32 protein-coding genes and 1 pseudogene are annotated in these 26,661 nt (G+C 61.7%); 15 read left to right on the top strand and 18 right to left on the bottom strand.

Annotated features, from left to right (window positions below):
* The first annotated feature begins 264 nt into the window (after positions 1–264).
* Positions 265–594 carry a hypothetical protein gene (locus tag FHY04_RS19025; protein WP_260171650.1) on the top strand — a complete coding sequence of 110 codons (330 nt, stop codon included), beginning with the start codon at positions 265–267 and terminating at the stop codon, positions 592–594.
* A 281-nt stretch (positions 595–875) separates the two neighbouring features.
* Entirely contained in the window at positions 876–1,118 is a 243-nt protein-coding gene (locus tag FHY04_RS19020; RefSeq protein ID WP_183937450.1) for a hypothetical protein, read from the top strand.
* 55 nt (positions 1,119–1,173) lie between these two features.
* Here the strand turns inward: FHY04_RS19020 and FHY04_RS19015 are convergent.
* The 5 genes and pseudogenes from FHY04_RS19015 to FHY04_RS18995 form a co-directional block, all read right to left on the bottom strand.
* Positions 1,174–2,435, bottom strand: a pseudogene (locus FHY04_RS19015) (Y-family DNA polymerase).
* A 10-nt stretch (positions 2,436–2,445) separates the two neighbouring features.
* The gene (locus tag FHY04_RS19010) at positions 2,446–2,883 is read right to left on the bottom strand and encodes a LexA family transcriptional regulator (RefSeq protein ID WP_183937449.1); all 438 of its coding nucleotides are present in this window, start codon (positions 2,881–2,883) and stop codon (positions 2,446–2,448) included.
* Positions 2,884–3,099: 216 nt separating this feature from the next.
* The gene (locus tag FHY04_RS19005; RefSeq protein ID WP_183937448.1) at positions 3,100–3,243 is read right to left on the bottom strand and encodes a hypothetical protein; all 144 of its coding nucleotides are present in this window, start codon (positions 3,241–3,243) and stop codon (positions 3,100–3,102) included.
* On the bottom strand, positions 3,233–3,520 hold the full coding sequence (locus FHY04_RS19000; protein ID WP_183937447.1) for a hypothetical protein: 288 nt from the start codon (positions 3,518–3,520) through the stop codon (positions 3,233–3,235). The genes FHY04_RS19005 and FHY04_RS19000 overlap by 11 nt, the downstream gene beginning before the upstream one ends.
* A 54-nt stretch (positions 3,521–3,574) precedes the next feature.
* The gene (locus tag FHY04_RS18995; RefSeq protein WP_183937446.1) at positions 3,575–3,994 is read right to left on the bottom strand and encodes a hypothetical protein; all 420 of its coding nucleotides are present in this window, start codon (positions 3,992–3,994) and stop codon (positions 3,575–3,577) included.
* Between the two features lie 107 nt (positions 3,995–4,101).
* Here FHY04_RS18995 and FHY04_RS18990 point away from each other — a divergent pair, with 107 nt between their 5' ends.
* The 8 genes from FHY04_RS18990 (at position 4,102) to FHY04_RS18955 (ending at position 8,388) form a co-directional block, all read left to right on the top strand.
* On the top strand, positions 4,102–4,317 hold the full coding sequence (locus FHY04_RS18990) for a hypothetical protein (RefSeq protein ID WP_183937445.1): 216 nt from the start codon (positions 4,102–4,104) through the stop codon (positions 4,315–4,317).
* 46 nt (positions 4,318–4,363) lie between these two features.
* Positions 4,364–5,038, top strand: a complete 675-nt coding sequence (locus tag FHY04_RS18985) for a MobA/MobL family protein (RefSeq protein WP_183937444.1) — start codon at positions 4,364–4,366, stop codon at positions 5,036–5,038.
* Complete coding sequence (locus tag FHY04_RS18980; RefSeq protein WP_183937443.1) at positions 5,035–5,313, top strand: hypothetical protein; 279 nt, start codon at positions 5,035–5,037, stop codon at positions 5,311–5,313. Before FHY04_RS18985 ends, FHY04_RS18980 begins: the two co-directional genes overlap by 4 nt.
* Positions 5,314–5,329: 16 nt before the next feature.
* On the top strand, positions 5,330–5,830 hold the full coding sequence (locus FHY04_RS18975) for a MucR family transcriptional regulator (protein WP_183937442.1): 501 nt from the start codon (positions 5,330–5,332) through the stop codon (positions 5,828–5,830).
* Positions 5,831–6,037: 207 nt separating this feature from the next.
* A complete protein-coding gene (locus tag FHY04_RS18970; protein WP_183937441.1) occupies positions 6,038–6,697 on the top strand; it encodes a recombinase family protein in 660 nt (219 codons plus the stop codon).
* A 147-nt stretch (positions 6,698–6,844) separates the two neighbouring features.
* Positions 6,845–7,522, top strand: coding sequence for a ParA family protein (locus tag FHY04_RS18965; RefSeq protein ID WP_183937440.1), 678 nt, complete (start codon positions 6,845–6,847; stop codon positions 7,520–7,522).
* A complete protein-coding gene (locus FHY04_RS18960; protein WP_183937439.1) occupies positions 7,519–7,872 on the top strand; it encodes a hypothetical protein in 354 nt (117 codons plus the stop codon). Before FHY04_RS18965 ends, FHY04_RS18960 begins: the two co-directional genes overlap by 4 nt.
* 273 nt (positions 7,873–8,145) lie before the next feature.
* Positions 8,146–8,388, top strand: coding sequence for a hypothetical protein (locus FHY04_RS18955; protein WP_183937438.1), 243 nt, complete (start codon positions 8,146–8,148; stop codon positions 8,386–8,388).
* A 103-nt stretch (positions 8,389–8,491) separates the two neighbouring features.
* On the opposite strand, the gene FHY04_RS18950 is transcribed toward FHY04_RS18955, so the two are convergent.
* Positions 8,492–8,761 (bottom strand): hypothetical protein, encoded by a 270-nt coding sequence (locus FHY04_RS18950; protein WP_183937437.1) that lies wholly within the window; start codon positions 8,759–8,761, stop codon positions 8,492–8,494.
* A gap of 346 nt (positions 8,762–9,107) precedes the next feature.
* Here FHY04_RS18950 and FHY04_RS18945 point away from each other — a divergent pair, with 346 nt between their 5' ends.
* Genes FHY04_RS18945 through FHY04_RS18935 form a run of 3 tightly spaced genes read left to right on the top strand, consistent with a single transcriptional unit; the run spans position 9,108 to position 12,390 of the window.
* Positions 9,108–9,689 (top strand): hypothetical protein, encoded by a 582-nt coding sequence (locus FHY04_RS18945; protein ID WP_029625562.1) that lies wholly within the window; start codon positions 9,108–9,110, stop codon positions 9,687–9,689.
* Between the two features lie 32 nt (positions 9,690–9,721).
* Positions 9,722–11,212, top strand: coding sequence for a relaxase/mobilization nuclease domain-containing protein (locus FHY04_RS18940; protein WP_260171649.1), 1,491 nt, complete (start codon positions 9,722–9,724; stop codon positions 11,210–11,212).
* Positions 11,213–11,229: 17 nt separating this feature from the next.
* Positions 11,230–12,390 carry a hypothetical protein gene (locus tag FHY04_RS18935; RefSeq protein ID WP_311725614.1) on the top strand — a complete coding sequence of 387 codons (1,161 nt, stop codon included), beginning with the start codon at positions 11,230–11,232 and terminating at the stop codon, positions 12,388–12,390.
* A gap of 24 nt (positions 12,391–12,414) precedes the next feature.
* Here the strand turns inward: FHY04_RS18935 and FHY04_RS18930 are convergent, their stop codons facing one another.
* The gene (locus FHY04_RS18930; RefSeq protein WP_183937435.1) at positions 12,415–12,657 is read right to left on the bottom strand and encodes a hypothetical protein; all 243 of its coding nucleotides are present in this window, start codon (positions 12,655–12,657) and stop codon (positions 12,415–12,417) included.
* A 368-nt stretch (positions 12,658–13,025) separates the two neighbouring features.
* Between FHY04_RS18930 and FHY04_RS18925 the strand changes: the two genes are divergently transcribed.
* Both FHY04_RS18925 and FHY04_RS18920 read left to right on the top strand, forming a co-directional pair.
* Positions 13,026–13,250, top strand: coding sequence for an antitoxin VbhA family protein (locus FHY04_RS18925; protein ID WP_183937434.1), 225 nt, complete (start codon positions 13,026–13,028; stop codon positions 13,248–13,250).
* A complete protein-coding gene (locus FHY04_RS18920; RefSeq protein WP_029625563.1) occupies positions 13,247–14,305 on the top strand; it encodes a Fic family protein in 1,059 nt (352 codons plus the stop codon). Before FHY04_RS18925 ends, FHY04_RS18920 begins: the two co-directional genes overlap by 4 nt.
* Before the next feature lie 11 nt (positions 14,306–14,316).
* Here the strand turns inward: FHY04_RS18920 and FHY04_RS18915 are convergent, their stop codons facing one another.
* The 11 genes from FHY04_RS18915 to FHY04_RS18865 all read right to left on the bottom strand — a co-directional run bounded on the left by FHY04_RS18915 (position 14,317) and on the right by FHY04_RS18865 (position 26,653).
* Positions 14,317–15,051 carry a hypothetical protein gene (locus FHY04_RS18915; RefSeq protein ID WP_183937433.1) on the bottom strand — a complete coding sequence of 245 codons (735 nt, stop codon included), beginning with the start codon at positions 15,049–15,051 and terminating at the stop codon, positions 14,317–14,319.
* Between the two features lie 56 nt (positions 15,052–15,107).
* A complete protein-coding gene (locus FHY04_RS18910) occupies positions 15,108–16,883 on the bottom strand; it encodes a type IV secretory system conjugative DNA transfer family protein (protein WP_311725610.1) in 1,776 nt (591 codons plus the stop codon).
* 165 nt (positions 16,884–17,048) lie between these two features.
* Complete coding sequence (gene virB11 / locus FHY04_RS18905) at positions 17,049–18,071, bottom strand: P-type DNA transfer ATPase VirB11 (protein WP_183937431.1); 1,023 nt, start codon at positions 18,069–18,071, stop codon at positions 17,049–17,051.
* A 4-nt stretch (positions 18,072–18,075) separates the two neighbouring features.
* Entirely contained in the window at positions 18,076–19,368 is a 1,293-nt protein-coding gene (gene virB10 / locus FHY04_RS18900) for a type IV secretion system protein VirB10 (protein WP_183937430.1), read from the bottom strand.
* A gap of 1 nt (position 19,369) precedes the next feature.
* Positions 19,370–20,377 (bottom strand): TrbG/VirB9 family P-type conjugative transfer protein, encoded by a 1,008-nt coding sequence (locus FHY04_RS18895; RefSeq protein WP_183937429.1) that lies wholly within the window; start codon positions 20,375–20,377, stop codon positions 19,370–19,372.
* Between the two features lies 1 nt (position 20,378).
* Complete coding sequence (locus FHY04_RS18890; protein ID WP_183937428.1) at positions 20,379–21,056, bottom strand: virB8 family protein; 678 nt, start codon at positions 21,054–21,056, stop codon at positions 20,379–20,381.
* Between the two features lie 489 nt (positions 21,057–21,545).
* The gene (locus tag FHY04_RS18885) at positions 21,546–22,598 is read right to left on the bottom strand and encodes a type IV secretion system protein (RefSeq protein WP_260171648.1); all 1,053 of its coding nucleotides are present in this window, start codon (positions 22,596–22,598) and stop codon (positions 21,546–21,548) included.
* 314 nt (positions 22,599–22,912) lie between these two features.
* Entirely contained in the window at positions 22,913–23,698 is a 786-nt protein-coding gene (locus FHY04_RS18880) for a type IV secretion system protein (protein WP_260171647.1), read from the bottom strand.
* Positions 23,637–26,003 carry a VirB4 family type IV secretion/conjugal transfer ATPase gene (locus FHY04_RS18875; RefSeq protein ID WP_183937427.1) on the bottom strand — a complete coding sequence of 789 codons (2,367 nt, stop codon included), beginning with the start codon at positions 26,001–26,003 and terminating at the stop codon, positions 23,637–23,639. The genes FHY04_RS18880 and FHY04_RS18875 overlap by 62 nt, the downstream gene beginning before the upstream one ends.
* Positions 25,996–26,337 (bottom strand): VirB3 family type IV secretion system protein, encoded by a 342-nt coding sequence (locus FHY04_RS18870; RefSeq protein WP_183937426.1) that lies wholly within the window; start codon positions 26,335–26,337, stop codon positions 25,996–25,998. Before FHY04_RS18870 ends, FHY04_RS18875 begins: the two co-directional genes overlap by 8 nt.
* Positions 26,330–26,653 (bottom strand): TrbC/VirB2 family protein, encoded by a 324-nt coding sequence (locus tag FHY04_RS18865; protein WP_183937425.1) that lies wholly within the window; start codon positions 26,651–26,653, stop codon positions 26,330–26,332. Before FHY04_RS18865 ends, FHY04_RS18870 begins: the two co-directional genes overlap by 8 nt.
* Positions 26,654–26,661 lie beyond the last annotated feature (8 nt).

Raw genomic sequence — 26,661 nt, 5'->3', positions numbered from 1 at the left:
CACCACAATTGGTCCGTTCACTTGCGCAAACAAACGTCTTGCCAAGATCGCCGTTAAGGAACGATCCCTGACGTGAGCCAAACCCCTTGTGTATTATCCACCTGCTGCACTCCTAGCATGAGGTCCGGCTCCCGCCGCCTCAAGGATGCGCGGTCCCCCAATTTGCTGCGCAAATCGGCTCCCCCACGCCCCGCTGGCGCGGCCGCTTGCGCGGTCCTGTGACCCGGCATCGCCGAACCTCCTGCCTGTGCCGCCAATGATGGCATGAAGGAGATGATTATGTCGCACCGCCTCTTCGCCCAGATCGCTTTCGAGCGCGCCTTGGGCAACGCCGCAATCAAGGCGCTGAAGGACTCTCTCGCCGAGAAGGCCAGCTTCGCCGCCCAGACCAACTGGCCGAAGGTCGCCCCCTTCTCCGCACAGTACGACGTCGACGCGCTCTCAGCCGAACTGGATCAGATCGTCGCCGATCGCATCCGCGACGTCCTCGACGGTCCCGGTCTTGAGGTCATCGAGCGCGGAGAGCTATTCTTCGAGCCCGAGATCGTCGCCCTGGTCAACGCCGCCAAGGCGAAGCGTGACGATCCCGGCTAAGCCCGTGACCGGGGCGGCCTTCGGGCCGCCCAATGCCGGCGTTGCCGGCAGATCGGTTACACCGATCATCCAAGCGGCACGGTTGGGGGGTATTTTTCTCTCTATTGAATGTGGAAGTTTGGCATGGGTGCGCGCTGCCTATCAAGGATGAGCGGTCCCCCCAATTTGCTACGCAAATCGGCTCCCCCACTCCCCGCTTCGCGGCCGCTACGCGGTCCCTGACAGCCAGCGCCGGAGCCCATGCCGTATTTGCCACTCCAATCAACGAGAAGGAGAACGGAATGCACATCACATTGTTCAAGGCTCTGAAGTCCGTTAGTATGACGGACGATCAGGCCACAGAGGTTGTAGACGCATTTGAGGAGTATCTGGCGGTGAAGATCAAGGAAGCGAACGCAGGACTGGAAGCCAAGATCACCGGCGTTGAGGCGCAACTCAAGGCTATAACGTGGCTGCTCGGCTTCATTGGCGTGTTGATCACCATCATGGGACTCGCGCCCTCACTCCTTAAATTGACCCACTGACGCGCAAAGGGAGGGGCTCCGGCCTCTCCCTTTTTTTGTCTCGCTCTGCGCAGACCTAACGGGCGACCGGAATCTCCGCCAACCGCGTCGTCCACGCCGGGCTCTTCTGGCTTCGCTTCGTATCGAACGCGCGCGTGCCGAACCCCTGCGCAGCAATCCCGACGGTCCCGCGTCCGAACCGATCGTTGAGGCCATCCATCGCCGCCAGCAGCCCCGGCGCACGCGGATCAGCAACAGCGAAAAAGTCCCCCTGCCCCGCGCCTTCCGGCACCAGCTCTTCGAGCAGGACGCCGCACTTCGTATAAACACCCCCGGCTGATACATCGCCTCCATCATCTTGCCGGCCAGGCCGGCGATGATGCGCGGGTCGTTGCTGGGCGGTGTGAGGCGGGTCTGACGGCTCGCCGAAGGCGGGTTCGGCCGATACCGCGACCCATGCGCAAACACGATCAGACGCGTCGCCGCCAGCCCTTGATGGCGGATCTTCTCGGCCGCGCGCACCGCGCGCCGCACCATCGCCTCGCGAAGCTCGTCGAGGTCCGTGACGGGTGCGCCGAACTGGCGCGTCACCGCCGTCGCCTTGCTCGCCTCCGGCTCGGGCTTGAAGCCGTCGCACTCGACGCCGTTCAACTCGCGCACCAGGCGCTCGAGCACGACCGTCCCGACATCGCGCGCCACGGCAGGTGGCAGCGCTACCAGCTCGGCCGCGGTTCGCACCCCGAGGGGGTGCAACCTTGCGGCGAGCGCACTCCCGATCCCCCAAACCTCCTTCACCGGCCACTCGGCAAACAGGCGCGCGCGCAGCCCGGTGTCGTGGAGATCCACGACACCATCCCAAATCTTCTCGGTCGCCTTCGCCAAGGCGTTCGCGACCTTGGACAAGGCGCGCGTCGGACCAAGCCCAATCCGTGTCGGAAGGCCGGTTTCGCGCAGGATTGCCGCGCGCAGCTTGTGCGCGGCCGCCACATCGCCCAGGCCGTTGGGCAGGACAGGTAGACGGTAGAAACTCTCGTCGATCGAGTAGATCTCGATCAGGTCGCTATGCTCCGCGATCACCGCATTGAAGCGGCGATTCATGTCCGCGTAGAGCTCGTAATTGGAAGATCGAACCTCGATCCCATGCCGCTTGATGACATCGCGGATCTTGAACAACGGATCGCCCATTTTTATGTGGAGGGCCTTGGCCTCCTCACTCCGCGCGATCGCGCAGCCGTCGTTGTTCGACAGCACGATCACCGGCACGCGCCGTAATTTCGGGTCGAAGACCCTTTCTGACGAAACATAAAAATTGCTGACGTCGACGATCGCGTGGGTCATTTCCGCCCGCCTACCGCTGATAATCGCGGACGCCTGCGCGCACGACGCCCCAAATTTCCGTCTGATCGTCGGCGATCTGCTCCAGATAACTCTGCCGGCTGTTGCGCGCCTCCAGATACGGCACGCCGCCCCGGTGAACGAGCTGGCGGCAGACAAAACCGCCAGCCAGCACGGCGATCACGATGTGGCCGCTGCGCGGCGTGACATCGCGATCGACGACGACGACATCACGGTCGGCGATGCCGGCGTCGACCATGCTGCTCCCGTCGATCCGGAAGACGAAGCTGGCGGCTCGGTTGAGCCGCAGCAGCTCCACCAGGTTTATGGCGTCCTCCTCCCAGTCCTGGGCGGGTGACGGAAAGCCAGCTCCCGCTACGCCGATCGGCTTCAGCCGGAAGCCCGGCGCCATCACGGCAAGCGGGACCGGCTGCGCGATCGGCAGCAACATGATCTGAATCCCTAACTCGTGACCCTTCATAACGCCGAAGAGAACAGAATGGGAACAGGCGATTTAGTCGGTCTGTCGATTCAGCCGCCCACAATGCAGCGACGACCATCGCCACAGCTTCGCGCCGTCGATCACGCCGCGGTGTCCGCAGTTGCCGCACGCCACCGAGGTTCAGCGAACCGATGCGGAGATCTTCCAACCGCTCGAAATTACCGCTCAAATGTCCAAATTTCGCTTCTCAAGCTCAGCCGCCAAGGCATCGGTTCGCACGGTGTCCTCGCTGTCGCAGTCGATGCAATTCCATTCACCGATCAGCTCGTCGTCCGTCATGGTCGCAGGATCCTTGTAGTCATCCGCCATGCCGCCCTCCCCGCTCGCCGTCCGCAGCCTGCTTCGCATTGCGGGCTTCCCGGATGCCCAGCACCGCGTTCTCGGCCGCGATCAGGTTATCGCGCGCGCGACAAAGCCCGAGCAGGTCTGGATCGCTTAACTGAGCTTCGGCGCTGAGACTGTCGCGGATCGGTCGATAGAGGTCTTGGACTTTATCGGAGAGCGCTCGGAACGATCGCAACAATTCGCCCTTGTCGTCATCGCTCAGCTTCGCGCCAATTCGTTCGTGCTCAACAAGCTCTATCATGGCCGATATCCTACAGGTGGAACCACATAATAGCAGGCCCGGGTGGGAAACGCTCTATAGTTGCGGCCGACATCCCAACGCCTGAAACGCTTCGGATGCGGTCGCCTGGCCCTTCTTCGGGGCCGGCGAGCCCATCGCCGTGCCGTTCAGCATCTCGGCCTGCAATGCTGCGCATTTAGCGTCCCACCGTGGCTCACGCTGGTAGATCTCCAGACATGCAGCACCGAGAAAGCCGGCCGCCAGCAGGATGAAGACCCACACCTGAATGCTATTGAATCGCGTCTTTTCGTCTCCCACAAGCCGATCATACCCGACATTGGCGGCGAAGCCGAGAAACAGGCCCCCGAAGAGGAGCAGCAGCGGGTTGCAAAATCGCAGGGATGGAGCGGCAAAGTAGGCACCGATAATCCCAACCGGGATCAAACCGCCATTGATGCGCCGCCATTTCCCCTCCCGCGTGTGTTCCGCGCCCATTTCACCCTCCCCGCTCGAGCATCGATATACAACGGATCCCGTCCCAACGTTATTTGATCCGCAAGCTAACTGTGCGACCCCCCGCGGCACGCAACAAGGCAAGATGCATGACCGACGATAATCGCAGTTTGAAAACTGCCGAAATGCTCATGGGAATGGCGCTCGCCTTGCTCGACCAGCAAGGCGGCGAGGAAAAGTCCGCTTGCCACCTGCAACACGCGCTCGACACGCTCCGGCGTGTCGAGCCGATGAAAGAGGGCGACGAGCTGGACCCGGCGATACTTGCGCGGTTCGGATGGAACGACGCTTCCCAGCACGATTAGAGACGATATGCTCGGTCGATAGAAACGCCAGTTCGGACCCCGCACCATGGCCGTCTATCATTTTCATGCTCGCATCATCCGTCGCTCGGTCGGGCGAAGCGTCATCGCCGCATCGGCATGGCAAAACGCCTGCCGCCTTCGCGACGAGCGCCTGGGCCGCTTTTCCGACTTCGTCGGCGATCGCACGGTCGGCCATTCGACCATCCTGTTACCTGACACCGCACCTTCGCAATTTGGCGACCGGGAGGCGTTATGGAACGCTGTGGAGTTCGCCGAGATCCGGAAGGACGCGCAGCTCGCCCGCCAATACGACCTCTCGCTTCCTGACGAGTTCGATCGAGCTACCGCGATTGACGTGCTTCGCCGTTTCGCCATCGACAACATCGCAGCGGCCGGCTTTCCCGTCGATCTCACTCTCATCGAGGTAACCGGTGCCGGCGAGCCGACGCACTGCCACGGCTACCTCCTCTTCCCAACGCGCCCGATCAACGCTGGTCGGTTCGATCAGAAGCCGCGCGAATGGAACACACGACAAAAGCTGACTGCGCTGCGCGCCGAATGGGCGAACATCCTCAACGCGAGGCTCGAGGCCGTTGGCAGCGATGCCAGAGTGGATCACCGTTCCAACAAGGACCGGGGTGTTCCCAAGGAACGTAGCGCTCACATTGGCATAGTCGAGCGTCGCATCATCGAGCGTGAAATTACCGGAGTGCGCCGATGAACGACGCGATTTTCGACGGCGACGATCTAGTGGCGATGCTGGATGCAATTCTGGACAGCCTGATCGATGCTCTCCAGGCCAATGATTGGGCGGACGCCGGTCGGCTTCATGCTTCTATCAAAGGAATTGCGCTGGCTTTAGGTGTTACCGACTTCCCGGAACCGAATTGGTCACCAGCCGACATATGCTACGTTCCGCTCCTGACTGGTCCGAACGGGAGAACAGCATTCGAAGGCGGCAGCCTTGAGCCGCCACCACGTCTAGATCTTGAATAGCAGTACGAATGGGAAAATGAAGATGGACGAAAAGACTGACATGATTGCACTAGCGGCCGAGCTTACCGCTGCGTGGCTTGCCAACCCGAACACTCGCACCGAAACCGATGCCGTCCCTGCCTTCCTCACCGCGATGTACACCGCCCTTGTGAAGCTGGAAACGCCATCCGGCGATCAACCTGGATCTGATGCTCAGGCCGAGATCGAGTATCCCCCAGCTACGACGGTGCGGAAGTCGCTGGCGTCGCCTGAACAGATCATCTCGATGATCGACGGCAAACCCTACCGCACCCTTCGCCGGCATCTCACCACCAATGGGCTGACGCCCGAAGAATACCGCGCCCGCTACAATCTCAAACCCGATTATCCGATGGTCGCGCCCGCCTACAGCGAGGCCCGACGCGCGATGGCAAAGCAAATCGGCCTTGGCCGGAAACCGAAGGCCGTCGACGCGGGATCTGCTGTACCGCCAGCGCCCGCACCACGGCGCAAGCTTAAAATGGCTACGCCAGCATAATTGCCGATCCGTGTCCGAAACCGATCGGTTTCGGACACGACAACCGATTGTTGGAAAAAGCCGAGTTTTTCGTGTCCGAAACTCCTGTCCGGAACTAGCCGTAACCAACGTCCCCCGAAAACGTCCGGAACGCGATTTTGTTTTGTGACTTTCGGACAAAGTATCTAATGTCCGAAAGTAGAATAATCGCGTTGGAGTTTCGGACAAATGCTGATCGGCTATGCTCGCGTATCAACGCATGACCAGCAGCCCCGCTCCCAGATCGAGGCGCTCGAACACGCCGGCTGCACCAAGATCTTCACCGACGAAGGTATCAGCGGCGCTGCCGTCTTCAAGCCGAAATTGAGCGAGGCCCTCGCCTACGCTCGACCTGGCGAAGACACCCTCGTCGTCTGGAAGCTCGACCGGCTCAGCCGGTCGATGTTCGACCTGATCGAAACCGTCGAAGCCATGAAGGCCAAGGGCATCGGTTTGCGATCGATCAAGGAATCCGTGATCGACACAACCAGCGCTGCGGGAAACCTGATCTTTCAGATCTTTGGAGCCTTCGCCGAGTTCGAGCGCGGCACGAACCACGAGCGGACGATGGCAGGCATCGCTGCCGCGCAGCGCGCGGGCACGCGGTTCGGGCGACCACCGAGCATCGATGATGCACAGTGGGCCAAAGCCAAGGAATACCTAGAAGCCGATCCCCCTGCCCGGATCAACGACATCGCCATCCTGCTCAAAGTCAGTCGGCAAGCAATCTACCGACGCCTGGAACGCGACGCCGGCACGGCAGCGACGAAACCCAAGGGTTCGGCTGCTCCGGCCCTGGCGCGAGTTTCTCAGCGCGGAACCGGGAGCAGCAGGAAGGGCAATCAATGACTGTCCCTTTCTTTACATGTAATTCCATGCATGTCCAGGCACTGGAATTGACATGATTGCCAATCCCTAGAAAGATCAGTATTCCGAAAGACAGCCTCCTACATCCTTGGACGGCCAAGGCTTGCGTAGGCATGAAAGGGAATACCGATGGCCGTAATCACATTGGCCTCCTCAAAAGGAGGGTGCGGAAAATCGACTACGGCGATCGTCCTGGCGGGCCAGTTCGCCGAGCAAGGCTACCGGGTCAGGATCATCGACGCCGATCCGAAGCGGCGCGTCGTGCGATGGGCCGCCAGCGGCATGGTCCCGGAAACGATCACCGTGAAAGCGGCCGATCATACATCGTTGGCGACCGAGGTGCGGAACGCCGAGCTCGATAACGACGTCGTGCTGATCGACGTCGAGGGTAGCGCCAATATGGTCGTGTCGATGGCGATCGGTCGATCCCATTACGTCGCGATTCCGGCGAACCCATCGGCCGCTGACGTCGAAGACGCGATCCAGATGGTCGGCCTCGTAAACGACATTCCGAACAACGCCGGAAAGCCAGCCGTGCACGCGGTTCTATGGACCCGAGTGCCGACAGGGTTCCGCAGCAGGGAGTTCAACGCTCTCGCAAAGCAGCTCGAGGAGGCAGGCATCCCGGTCTGCGATGTCGTCCTATCCGAGCGGTCCGCATACAAGAGCTTGATCTCGTACAGCACGACGCTGGACCGGCTGCCGACCGACGAAGTGCCGTCGGTCGACAAAGCAAGAAGCGAGGGGCGGGCGCTGGCAGAAGCCATCAGCGCAGCGATCCTAGGTGCACAGGAGAAGGCCGCATGACCGACGAGGTAAAGCCACAACGCCGCAGCCTGACCGGGGGTCTAGGCGCTATCCGCAACGACCCAGCCGAAGCCCCAGAGAGAGACGTCGCGCTGTCTCCGGCAGCCGTTCGCGCAGGATTCGATACGGTGCCTGTTCCGATGGCGGAGGTTGAACAGCTACGCGCGAACCAGACGCCGCAGTTGCCAAGACGGACGCGCGGGGCAGGGCGCTCGGTTCCGTTTTCCTTGAAGCTCAGGCCCGACACGCTTGAGTACATCTACTCGATCGCGAACGGCCGAAACATCCCACTGGCGCAGGTGATCGAAGAGCTGGTCGACGCACATATGCGCTCCTCACAGCAGGGATAACAGGGCGAACTCAACCGTCCGATTGCTGCCCGTTAAGATAGGGGAATGACGGGACTCAGACCCCAGCAGCGATCGGGCTGGCTTGCGTGGGACGGTTGGGAAAAGTGCTGGATGCGCGATGGGTTATACCAGCCGCTCTGACCCGATGTGCATAGCCTATTGGATGAGTTTCGTCGGCCCTTGCGAAGCGCAAGGACGCGCCAGATCGCTGACCGACAAGATGCCCGAACAGTGGCTCGCTGGGTGTGAAACCTACCTAGGGGCGGGGAAGCGGTGAGACGCGCGAGCAACAACCAGCGACGCGAATTCCACGGGGCCGAGCAGCTCCAGTTTCAGTTCGCGAGCGGTGCCACGACGCGCGGCAGAGGCGTTCTATTGCGCACCTATCAGTCGATGCGGCTCGGCAAACGCGTCGAATTGAAGATACTCCCAGAGATACAAAAGCTGCCATCGTTCGACGTGATCGGCAAGGGATGGGAGGGACACCACGACGGCTGCACCAATCTGTGGGCCTGACGGAATAAGCTCTGCCGCGACCTCGAGATTACGAAGGGCGTCAACCGGCCTCATGGAGCTAGTGAGCGCCGGGATGGCGGGGAGAGGTGTGGCGGGGTGAGAGTCAGGACGTGGGGATTGTGGCGAGGTGTTGAGCGACAGCCTCGGCGCCATGGGTGGAGATAGCTGAGGCGATCGATCGAGCGTCAGTCTTTTCCATCGACGGGATTTTGATGCGATCGAGAGCCGCAAGAAGGACAGGACGGCCGGCATCGCGAGCGGTAAGTTCGGCGACCTTCTTCTGTTCAGCGAGCGCTGCAAGTTCTTCACGCAGGGCTTTTTCTCGCGCTTCGATGGTGGTGATGTCGACTGTCTTGGGGGAGGTACGGGCCATGTGATGTCTCCGGGTATGAGGATGGGGTCGATCGCATAATGTGCGAGGATGACTTGGATTGCTAGGCTGATCGATTGAACCGGGATCGCTTAAAAACCAAAAACAAAAAGCGCGCGCCGAAGGTGCACCTTTTGGTCTTTGATCGACAGTAGAATGAAGAGCTAACGCCCGAATTTTTGGGTGCTGAAGCATGACCGTTGCCCCGGCTCCGCGTTTGTGAGATGATGCGAGATGTAGGAAGGAGCGGAAGGTGTATGAGGGATAGATGGAAGGGATGGCAGGATATGCCTCATGGCACCAATGTCGGACATTGGTTTATGAGGTTCCGCTGCTCGGGGCTTTCAAGATGAAGGTTACGGTCCGGCTTAGCGACGTTCTCACCGCGGAGATCGATCGTATCGCTGTGGCGTCTGGACAGACGCGCAGTAGCTGGATCACGGCTGCGCTAACGGAAGCTGCGCTCACACCGGAGAGCCGAAGCGTACCGGTCATGCCGGTGCAGGGGAGGGGCCACCCCGACGACTACATCCGGGTGACGGTTCGCCTGAACCGCAGTGAGATGGAGGCGATCGATACCGTTGCCGCGCCGATGCGCCTGACCCGCAACGAGTGGATCAAACGCACGATCCGCTGGCAGCTTTGGGACAGGGCCGCGCTGCTGCGTCTCGCGCCGGCGACGCAAACCGAGATCGGGAAAGTGCGGAAGCAGGTTCTCGCGATCGGGCGAAACATCAACCAGGCGGTCCACGCAATGAACGCGGCGAACCAGCCGGAAAGCTCGCTCGACATAGCTCGCATCGCCGGCTCCTTCATGGAGACATGCGCTGAGTTGCGCACCCTTTTGATCGAGGCGCGTCGCTCGCTGGCATCCTCGATCGGCGGGGAAATCGGGTACTGGACCCGCAAGGATGAGGCACCGGGCGAGTGAGCTTTCGTCTCTCCCCCGGCACCATGGACTCGATGGCAGGCGTCTTCGCGCCTCCCAAAAAGTACCGCATGGGATCTGGTGGCGGTAGCGCCAAAGGCCCGAAGACCGGGGGCACGATCCTCGGCATGGCCGTCGCATCGATGTTCCCGAAACCGGCAAAATCATCCGGCGGATCACGCCCTAGTGCGCAGGCAAAACATGCGTTCGGAGGTGGGTCGCAGACCCGTATGAACAACCGCGCTGTGATGACGGCCGACCGTACTTCACGTCGCGCACCCGAGGCCGTTGTGCGGATCACAGGGCGCCAACATGGGGGCGGCCATGTCCTCGCGAACTTCTCCTACATCAGCCGCCTTGGCCACGGCGATGAGAGCGAGCTGGGTCTGGAAACGAGCGAAGGCGAGGTGTTGCGCGATGGCCGCGAGATGCAGTTGCTCGCGAAGGAATGGCACGGCTGGGAGATGGACGGCGACGCCCGGAGGAAGGGTGCGACGTCGATTTCGATGATCCTATCGATGCCAACCGGCACCGATCCAGATCGCTTGAAGGATGCGGCGCTGGACTTCGCGAAGGAGGAATTTGCCAATCGATCGTGGGTCGCATCGCTCCACGTCGATCGCGAACATCCGCACGTTCACCTGACGATCGCGCGCCGCGATCATGATGGCCGGCGCTTCCATCCGAACCGCGACGACCTCTTCCGGTATCGCCAGCGCTTCGCTGAAAAGCTGCGCGATCGCGGCATCGAGGCGAACGCCACGCCCGCCCGTGCGCGCGGCATCGACCCCAAACATGAGCCGATCGCCGCGGTGAAAATGCGCGAGAAGGGGCAAGTGCCTGAGATCGACAAGAGCCGTATCGCGCGGGCCGAGCGCCTTCGCGCGGAGGGTCGCGAAGACCCCGTTATCGCGATGCTCGCGAGCCGACAGGCGACCGTTCGCGCAACCTACACACGATCGATTGCCGAACTTTCGACGTCGCCTTCGGCCGTCGATCAACACGTCGCTCGGAGCCTCGAACGGTTCGTCGCGACGATGCCCGAGCCCGAACCAAACTCCGTCAGGGCATTGCGTGAAGCCGCAGAGCGGGGTGTTGAACCGCGTGTCGAACCAGCACCGAAGCTATCGGTTGGCCTGGACGTTTCCCCGACGTCCGAAGCCCCTAAATCAATCTCGACCGTTGAGCGGATGCGGGCATTGCACGCAGAGCTAACTGCCCGCAATGAGCGCCGCAGCCTTACTCCGACGCCCGCTTCTGACCAGGACAAGCCGCAACCGTCCAAGGTAGCATTGCGCGTTCAGGAGCTTCTCAAGAGCGACCAAAGCCGGAAAGACGAGGGCGTCGAAAGCAAGCCACCCGAGGATCCGAACGAGCGCATCCGCGCCCTCCTGGACGAGGTAGTCGAGCCTACCCCAGCGATGGACCTCGATCAGGCAAATGCGGTCCTCCGCCGGGCCGAGGAGCGAAATCGGGAGCGGCTCGACCGCGATCGGGCGAAAGATAGGGATGGGCCAAGCCGATGAGTGGGGATGCAGGACCCGTGGCGATCGCCGCCGTGCTGGATGCCGTCACGCTGTTGCGAGGCGAGATGGCGGCAGTCACAAGGAGCAACGCGCGCATCGAAGCAGGGCATAAGGAGCTACATCAAAGGCTCGACACTATCGAGGCCGCACAGGCCGACCTCGCCAACGTAGCACCGTTCCTCCAGAACCATTTCGGCAAAACGGTTGAGGGCAATGAGGCACTTGGCATGACCCTCGATGCGATCGCCACGGTCGTAGCCGCTCTCGCTAGCGATAATGAAGCGAACCACGCTGAAGCTACCACGGCCCGGGAGAAGATCCTTGGGCACCTGACTGGAGCGACCGGAGGGCTACGCGAGGCGATCGATGCCGGTGTGATGCCCCTGACTGAGCTGATCGATACCCGCCTGAAGGCGAACGACGCGGCAGCACAGGAAGGAATTGCGGATGTCAAAAGGGGAATATCGGGCATTGCTGAGATCGCCGAGAAGATCATCAGGGACGGTTCATCCGCGCGCGAGCAGGCCAAAGCGGACCTCAAATCAACCGGAACGGTTATCGCGTTCACGCGCGCGGCTGTCCTTGGAGACCACGCGCCGCTGCCGGTTAGCGTTGAAGACCATCCCATGCTGGAGCGCTACATCCTCCATCAACGCCCAGACCTTACATCCAGCGAACGCGCCCTGGTCGAGTGGCGTAAGATTATCGTCGCCACCAGCGCGGAAGAGCTTATCGCCCTTCTCAAGAAGCAGCAGACCCCTTCGCCAACCGACACGCCAGAATCCCGCCTGCTTCGGTATCGCCTCGCCGCCATCACCCGAGCGAAGATAGAAGAGCGCGGAGGCGTACCGCCTCCTCGGCCGACCACGACCCGGGCGACGGACCGATCAGCCGGCACCGGCTACTTGCGAAACCAGGAACTCGCCGCACTCTGGCGGCAGGGCGAAAGCACCGAGCTATATGCCGAGCCCGAACTGGCGGGCGCGCTCGACATCTTCGACGCCCTTGACGATAAGATAGCGCCTTCAGCGCCCGACGCCTATCAGCCCGAGCTGAGCGCGCTTCACAGCGACCTGGCGAAACGCATCGAATTAGGCGAACGGCCGACGCTCCATGAGAGCCGGCCGACCGCGCAACCCGATCGCACTCCAACGATCGAGCCGAGCAAGGACCGATAAGGCCGCGACCCAACGACGCCCTTTTCAACTTGGCCTCAAACCAGCGCCTACACGCACCAAGTCTGTCAGAAACTCCGCAAAGACAAGTCCATCATCCATATCCTCGAACGGTAGGCTAGAAGGATCCTCAAAGCGATCCAACCATTGCCGGACCCGACCGCGCAAGATGTGAGCGTTTTCACGATCGACTAACGCACTGGCAATAGCAGCAGCCTGCATTGAATAACCGTAACCAGGCAGGCCCGAGGGGCAGCGATTGGTCTCCATGGTCTTTCCTTTCTCAAATAGAGCCGAAGGCGATGTGCACATCGACTTCTGGCCCTCGCCGAGAGCGGGGGGTGAATGGGCAAAACCAGGGCCGATCGAGGGGGAGGGGGATCACCCGGCCTGCACCAGAGCGCAGCGCCGGGAAGGCTGGGGATACCCCCTCGATCGCCAAGCGGAGCGCTCGCGCGGAGACGGTCCAGCCCTTGCCCAGAGGGGGGATGCACCCCCCTCACTCCGCACCGCCAAAGGCGGTGCAACGAACGCTCGCCGGCCAACGGCCGCCAGCATTTCCAGAGGTAAGGCTGCGCGCTGTTTGTCGTATCGAGCACGGTTTTGTGCTATGAAGGCTCTCTTGAAAGGATCGCCCGATGAACGTCGTATCGCCCATCACATCATCCACGCCGGCGATCAGCGCGGCAGAACGCGCGCGCCGGCTGAGCGAAGTAAACTTCGCTCGAGGCAGTGTTCGCTATGAGGGTGGGATCCTCTCGGACGAGATCGAGGGCCTTAACGCGCGCTACGTCGCCGGCGAAATCACCAGCGACGAGCTGACGGCCGCGATCCTCGCATCAGACACTGTTAGCGCGGCTTGATTAGCCAGCGCGAAGCAGCCCTTACTTTTGCACGGGTTCGGGAGCTTCAACACGATCCTGTAAAAGGCCAGTTCGATGTGGCCCATCTTCAGGAAGTCCATCGCCGGATCTTCCAGGACCTGCCGGAACATCGCCCAGGCGAGTTCCGGCCGGATGCTCCGGGCCACTTCAAGAACCGCGAGCTGGAGGCTTCGAGCGATCGCGTCCTCGTACCCTATGCGCTCCGGCCCGAGATCGATCGCAATCTCGGACCGACGCTCGCGGTCCTCGACGGGGGCAAGGCGCTAAAAGGCTATGACATGCTGGAGATGTCCGAGGCCGTCGCACAGACCTATGCGCGCCTCGACTACCTCCATCCGTTCAGAGAGGGCAACAGTCGCACGCTCCGCACCTTCACCGAGCAACTCGCCCGTGAAAACGGGCACAAACTCGACTGGGGCACGACGAACGTCACGCCTCAATCCCGCGACGCATTGTACATCGCGCGCGACATGGCAGTGATCCAGCTTCGCAACCCGGGCATCTCGATGGCAGACGCGATGGCAGCGACCACGCGCGAGGATTACGAGCTCAAATACAAGATGGCGAGCCAGGTCGAACGCTACAAAAACGCCGATCCGCTCGAGGAAGTCGTCCGACGATCGCTCGAGCGGGGTCGCGAGCAGGAGCCATACGACCGGCGAATGTCGATCAGGGAAGCGGCGCGCGAAATCGTCGTGATCGAGCCGATCGCCCAGAAGCAGGCAGAGCGGAACGTCGAAGAGATGCGGCTCGCTGTCCTACGGAAAAAGGAGCCCGCGGCCGAGCTGGACCGAGCGACCAACCTGCGCGACTGGGTTAGCCGCGAAGGTACGGTTTCCGCGCTGACCGACCGCCTGGCGAACGTCAGCAGCGGTCACATCACGATCAACCACGAACCCGGCGCATCGGCCCTAAACCGACTGACCGCCGTCGCCGACGGCATCAACCTGGAGCTGTCGAAGCAACGAACCAACCCGACGCCGACGATAACGCCCCCGGTTCGGCAGATCGATCGGGGCGACATGGAGCGCTGAGGGCACCCAGCTTACGCGGGGAGATGCTCAAGCCGGGTCAACGTGCCGCATAACTCTTCAGCGGCGCGACGCTCCCGGCCGAAGGCCAGGACCGTCGTATAGACCGGACTGTTGCGCTCGAACTGATAGCGGATCTCGAGGAAAGCATCCTCGATCACGGTAGTCGTCGCCTTGGAACGACCGCCAAACGTATAGCCCCCGAAAATGCCGCCCGACACGCCGCCTAGCGTGAAGGATCCGCCATGACGGATGTTCGTGATCTGGGTTGCCTCGCGCTCGATGCCGACGTTGACGATCTGCGACGGGACAAGCCACAGCTCCTCATAATTGGTCGACCGGTCGCAAATAATGACGTGGCCGTTGGCGGTCACCGCGATGGCGCCAGGGGCGCCCATCCACCAGCTCTGGCAGATGGTCACGCGCTCCGGGCCTGCCTGGAGCTGGCTGGCGAGTGTCTTCGCCGCGCCCTTGTACCGCACCGTCCGCATCGGCTTCAAAATCAAGCTGTTGACGACGGATGCGACAGCCTTCGCGATGAAATACATGATGAGGCTGCCGACAATCACGTCGACAAAATGACCCATAACCAACGGGCGGATCGCGGAGAGACCGACAAGACCGAGGATGATCGCCATCGGGACGATCGAGCTGATCTTCTCGGTCTGCTCGACACAATGAAGGATCTCGGGATTGCTCCGGCGAATTTCAGGTCCCGGCCTCGTCACAGGTAGCACTACGTCGTTCATGTCATTCCCCTCGGATGGCGAGACCGCCGATGTTCGATCGCGGAATATTTGCTGTCTTAGGCAGCTTTCTCTCCGACCGCGCAAAGGCCGTCGAAGAGCTTGCGGACCTGCTGCTTTGGCGGAACCGCAAGACAATCATTGATGGCCGATCGATTCAATCTGCGGCCTTCCTTCGCTCCGCTACCGGTCGGGCTGGCAGCTTCGGAGGCAGATGGAGTACCTGCCTCAGATGCGGCAGCGGCTGCGGCCGCGTCATTGGCGGCCTGCGTCGCCTCGATCACGCGCAGGCTATTCGCCGCGATCGCGGGGTCGACGCGGATCTCGGGCATCTGCGGCGCCGCAATCTTGCTGCGCTCGATCAGGTGCTTCTCGGCATAGTAGCGGACCTTCTTGCCGTAGGTCGCGTACATGCCGCGCCGGAAAACGATCAGGTCGTTTTCCGGTAGCAGCTCGACTTCCTGCGGAAGCATCAGCGGCCGGCGCTGGTCGGACTCGGACGTCGACCCGCCTCCGCCACCCCAGGTGCCCATCGAGCGCGAGCGCGCCTTGTACGTGTAGCTGCCAAGCTGGTCCGAGATCTTCTTCGCCTCGGACAACGCGGCCGGACGCAGCACGAGCCGCACCGCGCAGTTGCGCTCGATGTCGGCCGCCACCTTGTCACCATAGACGCCCTGAATCTGCTCGAGCGACTGGAACGCCGGCAGCATCCGCATCCCATAGCCGGCGACGTAACTGAAGGCATTGGCCAGCACGGTGCATTTGCCGAGGCTCGCGAACTCGTCGAGCGCGAGCAATACCTTGACCTGGTGCAGCCCCTCCTTGGGTAACTCGCGGACGTTGCGGTCGATGAGCTGCTGGAACAAGAGACCGTAGATCGGCGCGACACGCTCCAGATCATCCGGCGAGACGCCGAGGTAGAGCGAGATCCGCTTGTCGCGGAACTCGCTCAGATCGAAATCGCTATCCGACGTTGCTGTATCGACATACGGGTTCAACCAAGCATTGATCTTGGACGTGACCGACTGACGCAGGCCGGAGAAGGTGTTGGCGGACGAACCGGTGTAATCCTGAATCGCCGAGACACACGCGGTCGACAGCGGCTTACCCGCCTTCTCGCGGGCGGCGATGATCTTGGGGAAGCGCCGCTGTGCATCGACAGCCGCGAATTGGCGATAAACCTCGCCGAGCGTGAACGGGAGCGCGTCCTCACCATCGTCGACGGTCGCAGCGATATAAGCAGCGACGCCGAGGAACGCGGTCCGCGCGCCTTCGGCCCAGAACTTCTCACCCGTGAGCGGGTCGGGGTAGAGCATGGCCCCGATCTTCTGCAGCTCGTTAATGACCTGAATCGGATCACGCCGGTCGATGTAGCTCAAGGGATTCCAGCGCACGGTGCGGCCGGTCGGATCGAGCGGATTGAACAACAGCACCTGCTGGCGCAGCACGTTTTTACGGTAGCCCGCGGTGTTGTCGTAATTTTCCTGCTTGATGTCGAGCACGACCACCGAGTCCGGCCAGTCGAGAAGGTTCGGGATGATGACGCCGACGCCCTTGCCGGCGCGGGTCGGCGCCTCGAGCATGACATGCTCGGGACCGCCGAAGCGCATCACCTTGCCGTTGAACTTGCCCAACACGATGCCGGTCTCGGACAACAACAGGCCCTTCTTGACCTCGTTAATGCGCGCCCAGCGCGCCTCGCCGTGCAGCTTCTGGCGTGTGAACAGCGTCGAAATGATGATGATGACGGTCAGGACCAGGCCGATGCCGAAACCGATCAGGAACGGCACATAGACGATCGGATAACCCTTGAGCGCCCAGAGCGCGCCGGGCACCTTGCTCCACGCCGTATGCGCGTTGAGCAGATGCGCCTTGAACAGGACCGCGACCGCGCCGATCGCGGCGCTCATCACCACCCCGATCAGCGCTAAAAACGCGATCGCAGCCGGCTGCGACCCCTCGTCGCTTCGCATCCATCTTCCGCTCACGCCACACTCTCCTCAATCGTTCGGCTTGCTCGCAGGATCGAACCAGACTTCCGTCATGCGGTATCGCGCGGGCCGACCTTCGCCAGGCGGCAGGCGGTGCATCTGCACGACGATATCGACCAGCGAGCGCAGCAGCGATCGGATGTCGTGCCGATCGAGATCGTTGCCGCCCTCGGATTCCTTGACCAGCAGCGTAAGCTGCTCGAACGCGCCCTCGGCCGTATTGGCGTGGACCGTCGTGATCGAGCCGGGGTGGCCGCTGTTGACGTTGCGCAGGTAGAAAAACGCGGTGCCGTCGCGCAGCTCTTGGAGGAGGATGCGATCGGGCCGCATACGCAGCGCCGATTCCAGCAATTCCTTGGCGCCGGCCTTTTGGAGGCTCTTGCCGTCCTTGGCGTACATCATGTGGACATGGTTGCGCTGCGGCACGACCAGCTCGCGCGTGTCCTCGATCGTCAGGATCCGCTCATAGTCGGGGATCAGCTTGATGAGCCCCTTGGAGAAGCTAGTTTTGCCCGAGCCGGTCGCGCCGGAAATCAGGATGTTTTTTCGCGCTTCGACCGCCAGTTTGAAAAAGCCGCGCCAGTCGCCCGCTTCGCGCAGGCGCAGCAAATCGGCATCGACGTCCCCGTACAGACCATGCGCGCGGACCTCGCTGAACAGGCCGGCCCGCTCGAAGTCGTCGATGTTCATCGTCACGCCCGACGCTTTGCGGATCGTGATCGAGATGCACCCTTGCTCGACCGCCGGGGGCACGACGACCTGGGCACGTTCGCCCCCCGGCAGAACCGAGGAGCAGACGGGATATTCGGAGTTGATATCCTGCTTGGTCAGACCGGCGATCAGCTTCGCCAGCGTCATGAGAGCGGCGTTGTCCAACGCCGGTTCGTCATGCCACTCCCAGCCATTGCGGGTTTCGAGACCGATCAAACCCGGCTCGTTGATGACCAGCTCGGTCACGTCGTCGCGAAGGAGATGTCGCCTGATCGGCTCGGAATTATGCTCGTAAATGAGCGACGTCGGATTGGATGCCATCGGCTTAGCGCCTCAGACCCACGTCATAGACCGAGCGGAAATCGAAGTCCTTCGCAACGAAGATCGCAGCGGTGTCGCCCTGGTTCTTCTTCAGGATCGGCTTGATCTGCATCGTCGACTGGAGGACCGTCGATCCAGTGGTACTCGGGACCTGCGTCGTATTACTGCCCTCGCCGGCGAGCGAGCGGCTCGCGATCTGCGAGGCATCCTCCAGCACCGAGATCACCAGCCCGACGCCGAACCGCGCCCAGAACTGCGTATCGACGCCGCCCGGCAGGCCGGCTCGGCCGAGACTGTCGGCCGCGGGCGAACCGAGATCGATCGCAACACCGCGAGGCGTCAACGCTCGGGTCCACAGCACGAACAGGCGAGCCTGCCCTTGCGTGATGCCGCCCGAATACTGTCCCAGCACCTTCGTCCCCTTGTCGAGAAGGACGATGCGGCCATTTTCGGAATAGACGTCGTGGTTGATGACGCACGACACGAAACCGGCCTGTGTCGAGTTGATTGCGGTCTGAAGCGTGCAGGGGATCACCGTACCGGCGCTCAAAAGCAGGTTCCGATCTCCGACCATCGTCGCCCGCACCGTCTGGATCGCGGAGTGGCCGAGCTGGTCACTGAAATCGGTCGCGCCCTTTGCCGGCGCAGCCGGGGCGTCGTCACCCGGCGCGCCGAAACCGCTCGCACCGAGCCCGCGACGCGCAACCGTCGATTGCCCACCACGAGACCCATCGTCCTGCCCGGCGCCCTGTTGCCCTTCCACGCCAGCGGCAATGCCAGACACCGCCGACGCCATGCCCGTATTGCCAAAGGCCATGATCGGCGATCGCCGCGCCGCATCCGCCATGGCGCGAGCTTGCTCCGCGCGCCGCTGTGCGGGCGACTGCTGCCCGTTTGACGCCGTGGTTGTTCCCGGCACGGGGTTCCCGTTCGCATCGGCAACCTGCGCGCCGGTCGCTGGGTTAATCGGCCGCCCGAAGACGTCTGTTTGCGCGGCCCCGGTTTGGCCGAGCTGACCCGCCAACGCCGCGCGCTGCGCGGTCGACGAGCCCATCACGTCGTCCACGGACCGCTCGCTGGCCTTCGCCGGCTGCGCCGCAGCCTCCGTGCTGGCAGAATGATGAAACGCACTATAGCCGATCATGATGCCGCCCATGGCACCCAGGAGACCGATACCGGCACCGATAAAGGCAATGTTGCCCCAGCCTCCGCTGCGCGTGACCGGGGTATCGATGTCGCTCGAAGGGACGGTATCGGCAGCGACGTTGCCGCCCCGATCAATCACAGTGTCGACCATTTTACTGTCCCTTCACTTTGCGCTCGACCACATTGGAAACGGTGCCCGTGCGATCGCCGCGATCATTGCGCAGCGGTGCCTCGTTGTAGATGCACAGCACCGTCGTTCCGCGCCGCAGGCGGATCTGACGATAGACCGCATGGATCACCACGAAATCCTCGCGCACATCGTAGGGGACGATGGTCTCGGTCCCGTCGACGTCGACGGCGAAGATAGAGGGGATATCGGCGTGCCCCGGATAGCGCAGCACCGTGAACTCACCATTGTCGGAGATCTCGGTCGGCTGCAGCGCGGAGTCGCCCTGCACCGTGTAATTCATGTTTCGAGTACCCTCGATCACGGCATGATCGAGCGCGGCCTGGGCGACGCCGGTCTCGATCGCCTTGGCGGTTTGTGCCTGTGCGAGCTGGACCTGCAGGGCCGCCATGGCGCGCTCCTCGCGCGGATAACGGAAGCGGACGCCATACATGGTATCGCCGGTCCCGAGCGACAGGTTGAAATGGTAGGTCCGCGGCGTTCCGCCCGCGTTCGTGATGACGATCAGGTTCGTCCCTCCCGCCTTCTCGCGCGGCTTCAGGAAGACGACGTTGCCGACCGGCGCGATCTGCCACGACACCGTGTCGCCGAGCGCTGCCTGCGTCACCGTCTCACCGGGACCAAACTGGATCTCGATCGCGTGGCGGAAACTGCCGACGATCGTCACCACCTGGTCGGGATCGTAATTCACGTTGCGGACGCGCGCGTCCTTCCCGCCAGGGATCGGTGTCTCCGACGCAAATGCCGCTTGCGGCATCAACGTGACCGTTGCGGCCCCGACGATCGACAACGCAATCAGGCGTCGCCACACCGCACCAACCGAGCGCCAGAACCGGCTCTGCGAGCCGGTCTCTGTCACCACCAACTCCGTCGTGGACGGTGACAAGCGAACAATGAGTTTCTTGCGAAGCTCTGGCATGAAGGGGACGGCGACGCGCTCGCCATCGTCCGGAATGTTTGGCTGATCGCTCATCTCACGCCTCCGGGTCGGAACGATAATTGACGACCTGGAAGCCGAGCGGATCGAGATTACGATCCTTCTCGTGCTCAGGCGCCGTGGTGTATCGGAAGGTCAGGATCGCGTTCCAGTTCTGCGCGACCGGTGTGTTCTGACCCACCGTTATGATCTTGGTGTAGCGAACCTGCGCCACGGTCGGGCTGAGGAAGCTGATCGTCCGGATCGAGATCGAGACGAACCCCTTCTCACCGTAGATGTTCGACGGCGCGTTCTTGTTGTTGGCCTGAACGCCGCTCAGGTATCGAGGCCCCTCGAACTGATCGCTCATCAGCATCACGGTATAGGCGTTCTCGCGCGCTGCGTCGTTCAGCCACCCTTCGCGCAGACGCACATATTGCGAGATGAAATAGCGGTTGACCGCATCGTCATAGGTGCGCGGCCGCGGCCCCTTCAGGGCCGTGATGACCTGCGTCTCGCCGGACGATTTATCGACCCGGATGACATAGGGCTCCACCGTCTTCAGCGGCGCCAGCATCGCGACGGCAGCAACCGACGCAACCGAAAGCGCGCAAGCACCCGCGGCAACGCCCCAAGCAAGCTTCTTCGACTGGATCGCCGCCCGCATACGGTCGTGTTCCCACGTCCTCGACGTCTCGAAGTATTTCTCTTTGTCTTCGGACTTCACCACGCCCATGGCGCCGATCCCTTCAGCAGGAGGAGTAAGACAGCGCGACATCCCGCTGGGACGTCCGACGCGCTGATCGTGGAAGATTCATCGCACCAGGCCCCATTGGCGCAGCAGGCGCTGCCCCAGGCGTCTGGGATGGGGAAGGGGTGGGGGCCGGAGTGGGCACATCGTCCCGCATCAACACCGGGTCTGATGGAGCGGCAGGAGCCGGTGACGTTGCGCCGCTTGGCGGCGCGACCATCGACTGACCCACACCTTGCTGCGACCCAGGAAGCGGCACGGGAAGGCTCGGCAGGATCGTCCCATACAGATTGGCGGGTCGCCGGTGCTTGCCGTTGCAAACCGATGGGGGTTTGATGTGAGTCCCGGTGCAACCGCTAAGCGCGAGCGCGCCTAACGCCACGATAGTCAGCCTTTTCATACGGTCTCCGTTCGTATCTGTGCCGCGCGGGCGGTGTGCGTGATTGGTGAATCGAGAGCGGCCGGTCAGCCGATCTACGACGATCGATTGGCAGACCCGCCCCGACCGCCCGAGTTTGACCCCTGCTGCGTTGCGCGCTTAAACATCAACTTATTCGCCATCATGTTCGCGCCGGTTTGCAAGAAGCCATGACCGCCTGAGGAGGCACCACCAGCTATGCCTGCGGCAATGGAGGGCGACTGGAAGAAGAAGATCGTTCCGACGATGTAAATCGCGCAGCAAGCCAATGTCGCCAAGACAATCACGGCAATTTTTAGAACGATGAATGTTTTCTCCATCGTCAAGAATGCGTGGCCATCACCAACTGAATTGATGATGCTGTTCATCGAGGCTTCTTGAAGTCCGGTAATGAATTTTGTCATGATGGCCATAATGACCATAAGCAGAATATAATTTACAGTCTGCTTCAACCAGCCGTCAAAAAGCCAGCGTGATGAATTAAACAGCAGACAGGCTAGGGCAAGGGGAGCAAGAGCAACGCATATCGAAACCGCAAGCTTTGCGAAAATGACGATGCAGAACCCCACGCATGCCGATATAAAGGCAAATATGTCGAGAATGATCACTGCAAGAAACGTAATGATCGTACTTTCCATCTGAATTAGAGGCGTCTGGATGTCGGTCAAGCCTTTCGGAACCTGCTTTTGGACTTCGCCATTGGCAAACTCGAGACGTTTTGCCAGTTTGCTTGTGTCTGAAACATAAAGGTCGAACGTCGTTCCAGGATTACTGACAGGCGTACCTGTACCAGCAGCGATTATTTCGCCGGGTAGGTTCGTGACTACATTCACGACAAACGTCGTGTAGCCAATCGAACTCGCAGCAGCGATTGCAAACCCGACTTTACCGGCTTGGAAGACCAGCTCTCTCAGTGGTGCCTGAATAGCACCACGCAGCACCGCGAAACCTAAAAGCAGAAAATAGATTGTGGCGGCGAGCGCAAGCGGCGCCGCCACAAAGGTGACCAGCCCAGAGCCGAAGGACGCTACTGCTCCAGCAATCGCCGTCTCCACATACGTGTACATAGTCGTGAAGACATTCATCAAGCCGATAGCGGGGCCGGGCATAAAGAAAGACCTAACTGCGTTTAGCGAACTAGAGAAAGACTACTTTTTGCGAAGAGTGGTCGCGTCGTAAAAGTCTTGCGTTTCCTTGGCCGCTTTCTGTTGCGCTACAGATATCGTTGCTTGCTCGGTGGTAGAGCAAAGGTTCGCCTTTTGCGCAGGCGCTATTTGGCTATACTCGCCCGTATCACATTTACCCTGCCACTCTGCTAGCAGTGCCGGACTGGCAACAAGTTGTTGCGCAGTCGGCACTACAGGCTGTTGCTGGCAACCGCAGATCGTCAATAAAAGCGCTAAAGCGGTAAACCTTCGCATCATCACTTCCTCAATGTGTTCGCGTCGTAGAAGTCCGCAGTATCGCGCGAGGCGGCGACTTGCGCCGCGCTGATAGCCATCTGCGCCTCACCAGCCTGCGCCATCTGGATCGCCTGCATTTTAATCATGTCGTTCTGAAGCTGCGCCTGTTCGACCGCAACGCGAGCCTGAAGATCCATGACATCCTTTGGATCCTTGGCGTTATCGAGCTGGGCGCGGAGCTGGTCGAGGCCCTGCATCCTGGTCTGCGCGACGCTAAGCGTGTTCTCGCCCATGGCGGCAGTTGCCGCAGCGGACCCCGTCGCTTCTTTCAGAACCTGTGCGTAAGCCGCGTCAGCGGATGATCCGCTTGGCGTAAGCCCGAAGCGGGACTGGATGTTGCTCGCCAAGCCGGACAGTGAGCCGAGCTTGGTCAAGTCTCCTCCCGTGAGTGTCGCAACATCGATCGTCGTGTTCGGCAGAAGATTGCGCACCTGCGATTGAAGCAACTGCGGCGCGATGCTGTTGACGTTGGTCAGCTTCGAGAGCGAATCAAACGTCTGTTGTGCTTGCTGGATCTGCTGCTTTCCCTGGTCGATCATCTTGACCGTATTCTGGACCTGCGCGAGCGCCTGGACGTAGGTCGAGGTGTCGAACACAGGGATACCCTGTGCCGCGGCCGGCGACGCGAACGCAGCGAGCGCGACTGGCGCGGCTGCAAACATGATGATGTGCTTTAGCGACATGTCAGCTTCTCCTTTGGTTGGCGTAGAAGTGCGGCAGCCACGCCGCGGGATCGTTGCCCGCATGGGCAATGGCCTCCTCCATGGCGACGAGGGTTTCCTCGCGACCAGAAAGCACTTTCAACTCGTTCGGCATCCCACCCAGATCGAGCTTCGCCACGATCGAGGTGTGGCCCTGCTTGACCAGGAAAGTGCGGCTTTCCGGGGTCAGATCCTCCTTGATCAACCGGAACTCCGCCTCGGTCAGGCCCAGCCCGTCGCAATAATCCGACCGCTTCGCGTCCGAATTGGGCAACAGGATTTTGGTCGCCGTCTGCTCGATGATCGAGTGCGCGATCGGCGACCGCAGCGCATCGGCCGGCGACTGCGTGCCGAACACCATGAAGGCGTTGCGCTTACGGAAGGTCTTCAGACCATCCTGCGCGAACGCGCGAAACGCATCGTCCTCCAGCGCCTTCCAGAACTCGTCGACGTCGACCACGACACGCTGCCCGTTCAGCAGTTCGTCGACGCGGTGGAAGAGATACAGCATCGTCGGGGTGCGGATCTCAGGGTTCTCGAGGAAATCCGTCATGTCGAAGCCGACGAACTGCGCCGCCATCGACACCTCGTCCTGCGGCCCGTCGAACGCCCACCCGAGCGGCCCACCCAGGCACCAGCGCTCGAGCCGAGCACCGATGCCCTCGGCATCGGCATACCCCAGCATCTCGCGCAGCGAGCTGAACGACCGCGATGGTGCCGGCAGGCGCATCACCGCATCGATACCCTCATCGATCAGCCGCTCCTCGGCGACGCTCAGCGGGCGGGTCTCACGCCGCACCAGCACGCGGATGAACTGCCGAAGGAACGCGATGTCATGCGGACTGGCGGTCAACCCCTTCAACGGGGCAAAGCCGGTCGGTTCGCCATTGCGGAGCGCCAGATAGGTGCCGCCACAGGCGCGCACGAAGATCTCGGCACCGCGATCCTTGTCGAAGAAGACCTGCTTGGCACCGGTCTTTTCGAGCTGCGCCTGCAGGAAGTTCTGCAGCACCGTCTTACCACCGCCCGTCGGGCCGATGATGAGCGTGTGGCCGATGTCGGCCCGGTGGAAATTGAACCAGAACGACGAACCCGCCCGCGTCTTCAGCAGCGTGACCGCATCGCCCCAGTGGTTCCCGGACTTGCGACCGGCCGGGAAGGTGTAGAACGGACTCAGCGCCGCGAAATTGCGCGTGTTGATGACCGCGGGCCGCGCACGCATCTTGAAGTTGCCCGGAAGCTGCGCCCAGAACGCGGCTTCCAACGCCACGTCCTCGCGCGCCATCACCATGCCGGTATCGGCCGCGGCCGATCGGGCGATCGACAGCCGCTCCAGCAGCCGCTTCGGATCCTCATCGATGACCGAGATCGACAGATGATGCTCACCCATGGCGAAGCGGTTCGCCATGAGATCGTCGACGCCCTCGAGCAGCTCCTCCGCCTGGCTGACGCCGGCGTCGTCCGACGACACCATCTGCTTATACTTTTTCGTGAACCGCTCGCTGGCGACCGACTTCACCAACGGCGCGAAGCTCTGCGTCAGCACGAACGGGAAATCGAGCGTCAACAGGCTGTTGAACTGCCCGCTGCGCGTGCTGGCGACATACTCGCGCACCCCGAACATGCCGAGATAATGCGATTTGTGCGGCAAGCGGATCTCGGCCGCCTCGCGCCCGAACACGACCCGCGAGGAATAGAGCGCTTGACCGAGCCTGCCGTTGAGCAAGGGCACGCGGATGCGATCGCCCGTCAGGATGAAGTGCAATACCTCCATCGGCTGCGAAAACATCACGCCGTTGTGCTCGTAGAGCGACAACGGTTCCGGCACGACGTCGGCGAGCAGCGATTCAAAATCGCGACATTTGTCCGCCATCAGCGTCATCGCGCGATCGTCGATGTCAGTGTTGGCTTGCTTCTTCGCGAAGAAGCGCCCGATCTGATCGCCCGCCATGCTCGATGGGCGCACCAGGATCGTGACGTAGAATTCGTTGTGGTAGAGAACCTTCTCGCGCAGCGTCGCAGCGTACTTATCCTGCAACTGGCGCGCGAAGGCGGAATGGAACTCGCCCCCAAGAACGGGGTCGGTCGCAGTGCGCACAAGATGCGTCCACATCGCGACGCGATCGTCGCCGATCGAGCGCCACGCGATGTTGAGCTTGCTATGCCACGTATTGAGATCGCCAATATCGCTGGTCTCGAACGGCCGCCCATCGACGCGGTACATACGCATGAGCGAGCCGTCTTCGAGAGCGACCAGGGTATCGTCGACGTGCCGCGTGTAGGGGATGAACTTAATGTCATCCGCCTCGCGAAGTGCGATTTTCTTATGCTTCAGCTTGGAATCAGTCATTGCCGAAATGCTTCCGCTTCACGCCTTTGGCGAGGCGGACGGGAGAGTAACTCCCGCCCCCCCAGAACTTGCGATTCTTGGATAGAAAGCCCGTCTGGAACCAAAGGCCCCACAGCCGGAACGCGTTGAAGTCGTAGTGACAGATCATGCGCGCCGGCAGGTAGAGCGCCCCGAACAAGGCCAGGGGGTAGAAGGGATTATGGAAAATCCCCCAGAACACCATGCAGACCATGATGATCGGCAGGATCGCCTCGAGCGGCAATCCCATGAACACCGATGGCCTGGTCAGGGCGAGGAACACCTTATCCTCGACGAGCTTTTCTACCTCAGCCACCCGAGCCACCCATCCATCCGACGATCGTGGTCGCCGAGAAGATGATGCCGATACCGATCAGCACCGTGACAGCCTTGCCCCAGTCCATCCGGCCCGTCAGCTTGGCGTAGCCGACCGCCATGATGGCGATCACGCCGACGACCGAGGCGACCGTGGTCATCCACTGCTTGATCGTCGACAGGCCGCTCTCGATAGACGTACCCTGTGCGAGCACCGGCTGCGCGATCGAGATGAGGGCAACCGCACCTGCGATGCCCATGACTTGCCGGGCACGGCGATCGGACATCATCCGGCCCATCTGCTGTTTGAACTTCATACGGGTCT

The sequence above is a fragment of the Sphingomonas sp. BK481 genome, from assembly GCF_014194875.1.
Lineage (GTDB): Bacteria > Pseudomonadota > Alphaproteobacteria > Sphingomonadales > Sphingomonadaceae > Sphingomonas > Sphingomonas aerolata.
This window is presented reverse-complemented; position numbering and strand designations above follow the sequence as displayed.

Coding starts and splice junctions, on each gene's coding strand:
- FHY04_RS19025 (WP_260171650.1), top strand. CDS start 265: ATGAAGGAGATGATTATGTCGCACCGCCTCTTCGCCCAGATCGCTTTC.
- FHY04_RS19020 (WP_183937450.1), top strand. CDS start 876: ATGCACATCACATTGTTCAAGGCTCTGAAGTCCGTTAGTATGACGGAC.
- FHY04_RS19010 (WP_183937449.1), bottom strand. CDS start 2,883: ATGTTGCTGCCGATCGCGCAGCCGGTCCCGCTTGCCGTGATGGCGCCG.
- FHY04_RS19005 (WP_183937448.1), bottom strand. CDS start 3,243: ATGGCGGATGACTACAAGGATCCTGCGACCATGACGGACGACGAGCTG.
- FHY04_RS19000 (WP_183937447.1), bottom strand. CDS start 3,520: ATGATAGAGCTTGTTGAGCACGAACGAATTGGCGCGAAGCTGAGCGAT.
- FHY04_RS18995 (WP_183937446.1), bottom strand. CDS start 3,994: ATGGGCGCGGAACACACGCGGGAGGGGAAATGGCGGCGCATCAATGGC.
- FHY04_RS18990 (WP_183937445.1), top strand. CDS start 4,102: ATGACCGACGATAATCGCAGTTTGAAAACTGCCGAAATGCTCATGGGA.
- FHY04_RS18985 (WP_183937444.1), top strand. CDS start 4,364: ATGGCCGTCTATCATTTTCATGCTCGCATCATCCGTCGCTCGGTCGGG.
- FHY04_RS18980 (WP_183937443.1), top strand. CDS start 5,035: ATGAACGACGCGATTTTCGACGGCGACGATCTAGTGGCGATGCTGGAT.
- FHY04_RS18975 (WP_183937442.1), top strand. CDS start 5,330: ATGAAGATGGACGAAAAGACTGACATGATTGCACTAGCGGCCGAGCTT.
- FHY04_RS18970 (WP_183937441.1), top strand. CDS start 6,038: ATGCTGATCGGCTATGCTCGCGTATCAACGCATGACCAGCAGCCCCGC.
- FHY04_RS18965 (WP_183937440.1), top strand. CDS start 6,845: ATGGCCGTAATCACATTGGCCTCCTCAAAAGGAGGGTGCGGAAAATCG.
- FHY04_RS18960 (WP_183937439.1), top strand. CDS start 7,519: ATGACCGACGAGGTAAAGCCACAACGCCGCAGCCTGACCGGGGGTCTA.
- FHY04_RS18950 (WP_183937437.1), bottom strand. CDS start 8,761: ATGGCCCGTACCTCCCCCAAGACAGTCGACATCACCACCATCGAAGCG.
- FHY04_RS18945 (WP_029625562.1), top strand. CDS start 9,108: ATGAAGGTTACGGTCCGGCTTAGCGACGTTCTCACCGCGGAGATCGAT.
- FHY04_RS18940 (WP_260171649.1), top strand. CDS start 9,722: ATGGCAGGCGTCTTCGCGCCTCCCAAAAAGTACCGCATGGGATCTGGT.
- FHY04_RS18930 (WP_183937435.1), bottom strand. CDS start 12,657: ATGGAGACCAATCGCTGCCCCTCGGGCCTGCCTGGTTACGGTTATTCA.
- FHY04_RS18925 (WP_183937434.1), top strand. CDS start 13,026: ATGAACGTCGTATCGCCCATCACATCATCCACGCCGGCGATCAGCGCG.
- FHY04_RS18915 (WP_183937433.1), bottom strand. CDS start 15,051: ATGAACGACGTAGTGCTACCTGTGACGAGGCCGGGACCTGAAATTCGC.
- virB11 (WP_183937431.1), bottom strand. CDS start 18,071: ATGGCATCCAATCCGACGTCGCTCATTTACGAGCATAATTCCGAGCCG.
- virB10 (WP_183937430.1), bottom strand. CDS start 19,368: ATGGTCGACACTGTGATTGATCGGGGCGGCAACGTCGCTGCCGATACC.
- FHY04_RS18895 (WP_183937429.1), bottom strand. CDS start 20,377: ATGAGCGATCAGCCAAACATTCCGGACGATGGCGAGCGCGTCGCCGTC.
- FHY04_RS18890 (WP_183937428.1), bottom strand. CDS start 21,056: ATGGGCGTGGTGAAGTCCGAAGACAAAGAGAAATACTTCGAGACGTCG.
- FHY04_RS18885 (WP_260171648.1), bottom strand. CDS start 22,598: ATGCCCGGCCCCGCTATCGGCTTGATGAATGTCTTCACGACTATGTAC.
- FHY04_RS18880 (WP_260171647.1), bottom strand. CDS start 23,698: ATGCGGGCAACGATCCCGCGGCGTGGCTGCCGCACTTCTACGCCAACC.
- FHY04_RS18875 (WP_183937427.1), bottom strand. CDS start 26,003: ATGACTGATTCCAAGCTGAAGCATAAGAAAATCGCACTTCGCGAGGCG.
- FHY04_RS18865 (WP_183937425.1), bottom strand. CDS start 26,653: ATGAAGTTCAAACAGCAGATGGGCCGGATGATGTCCGATCGCCGTGCC.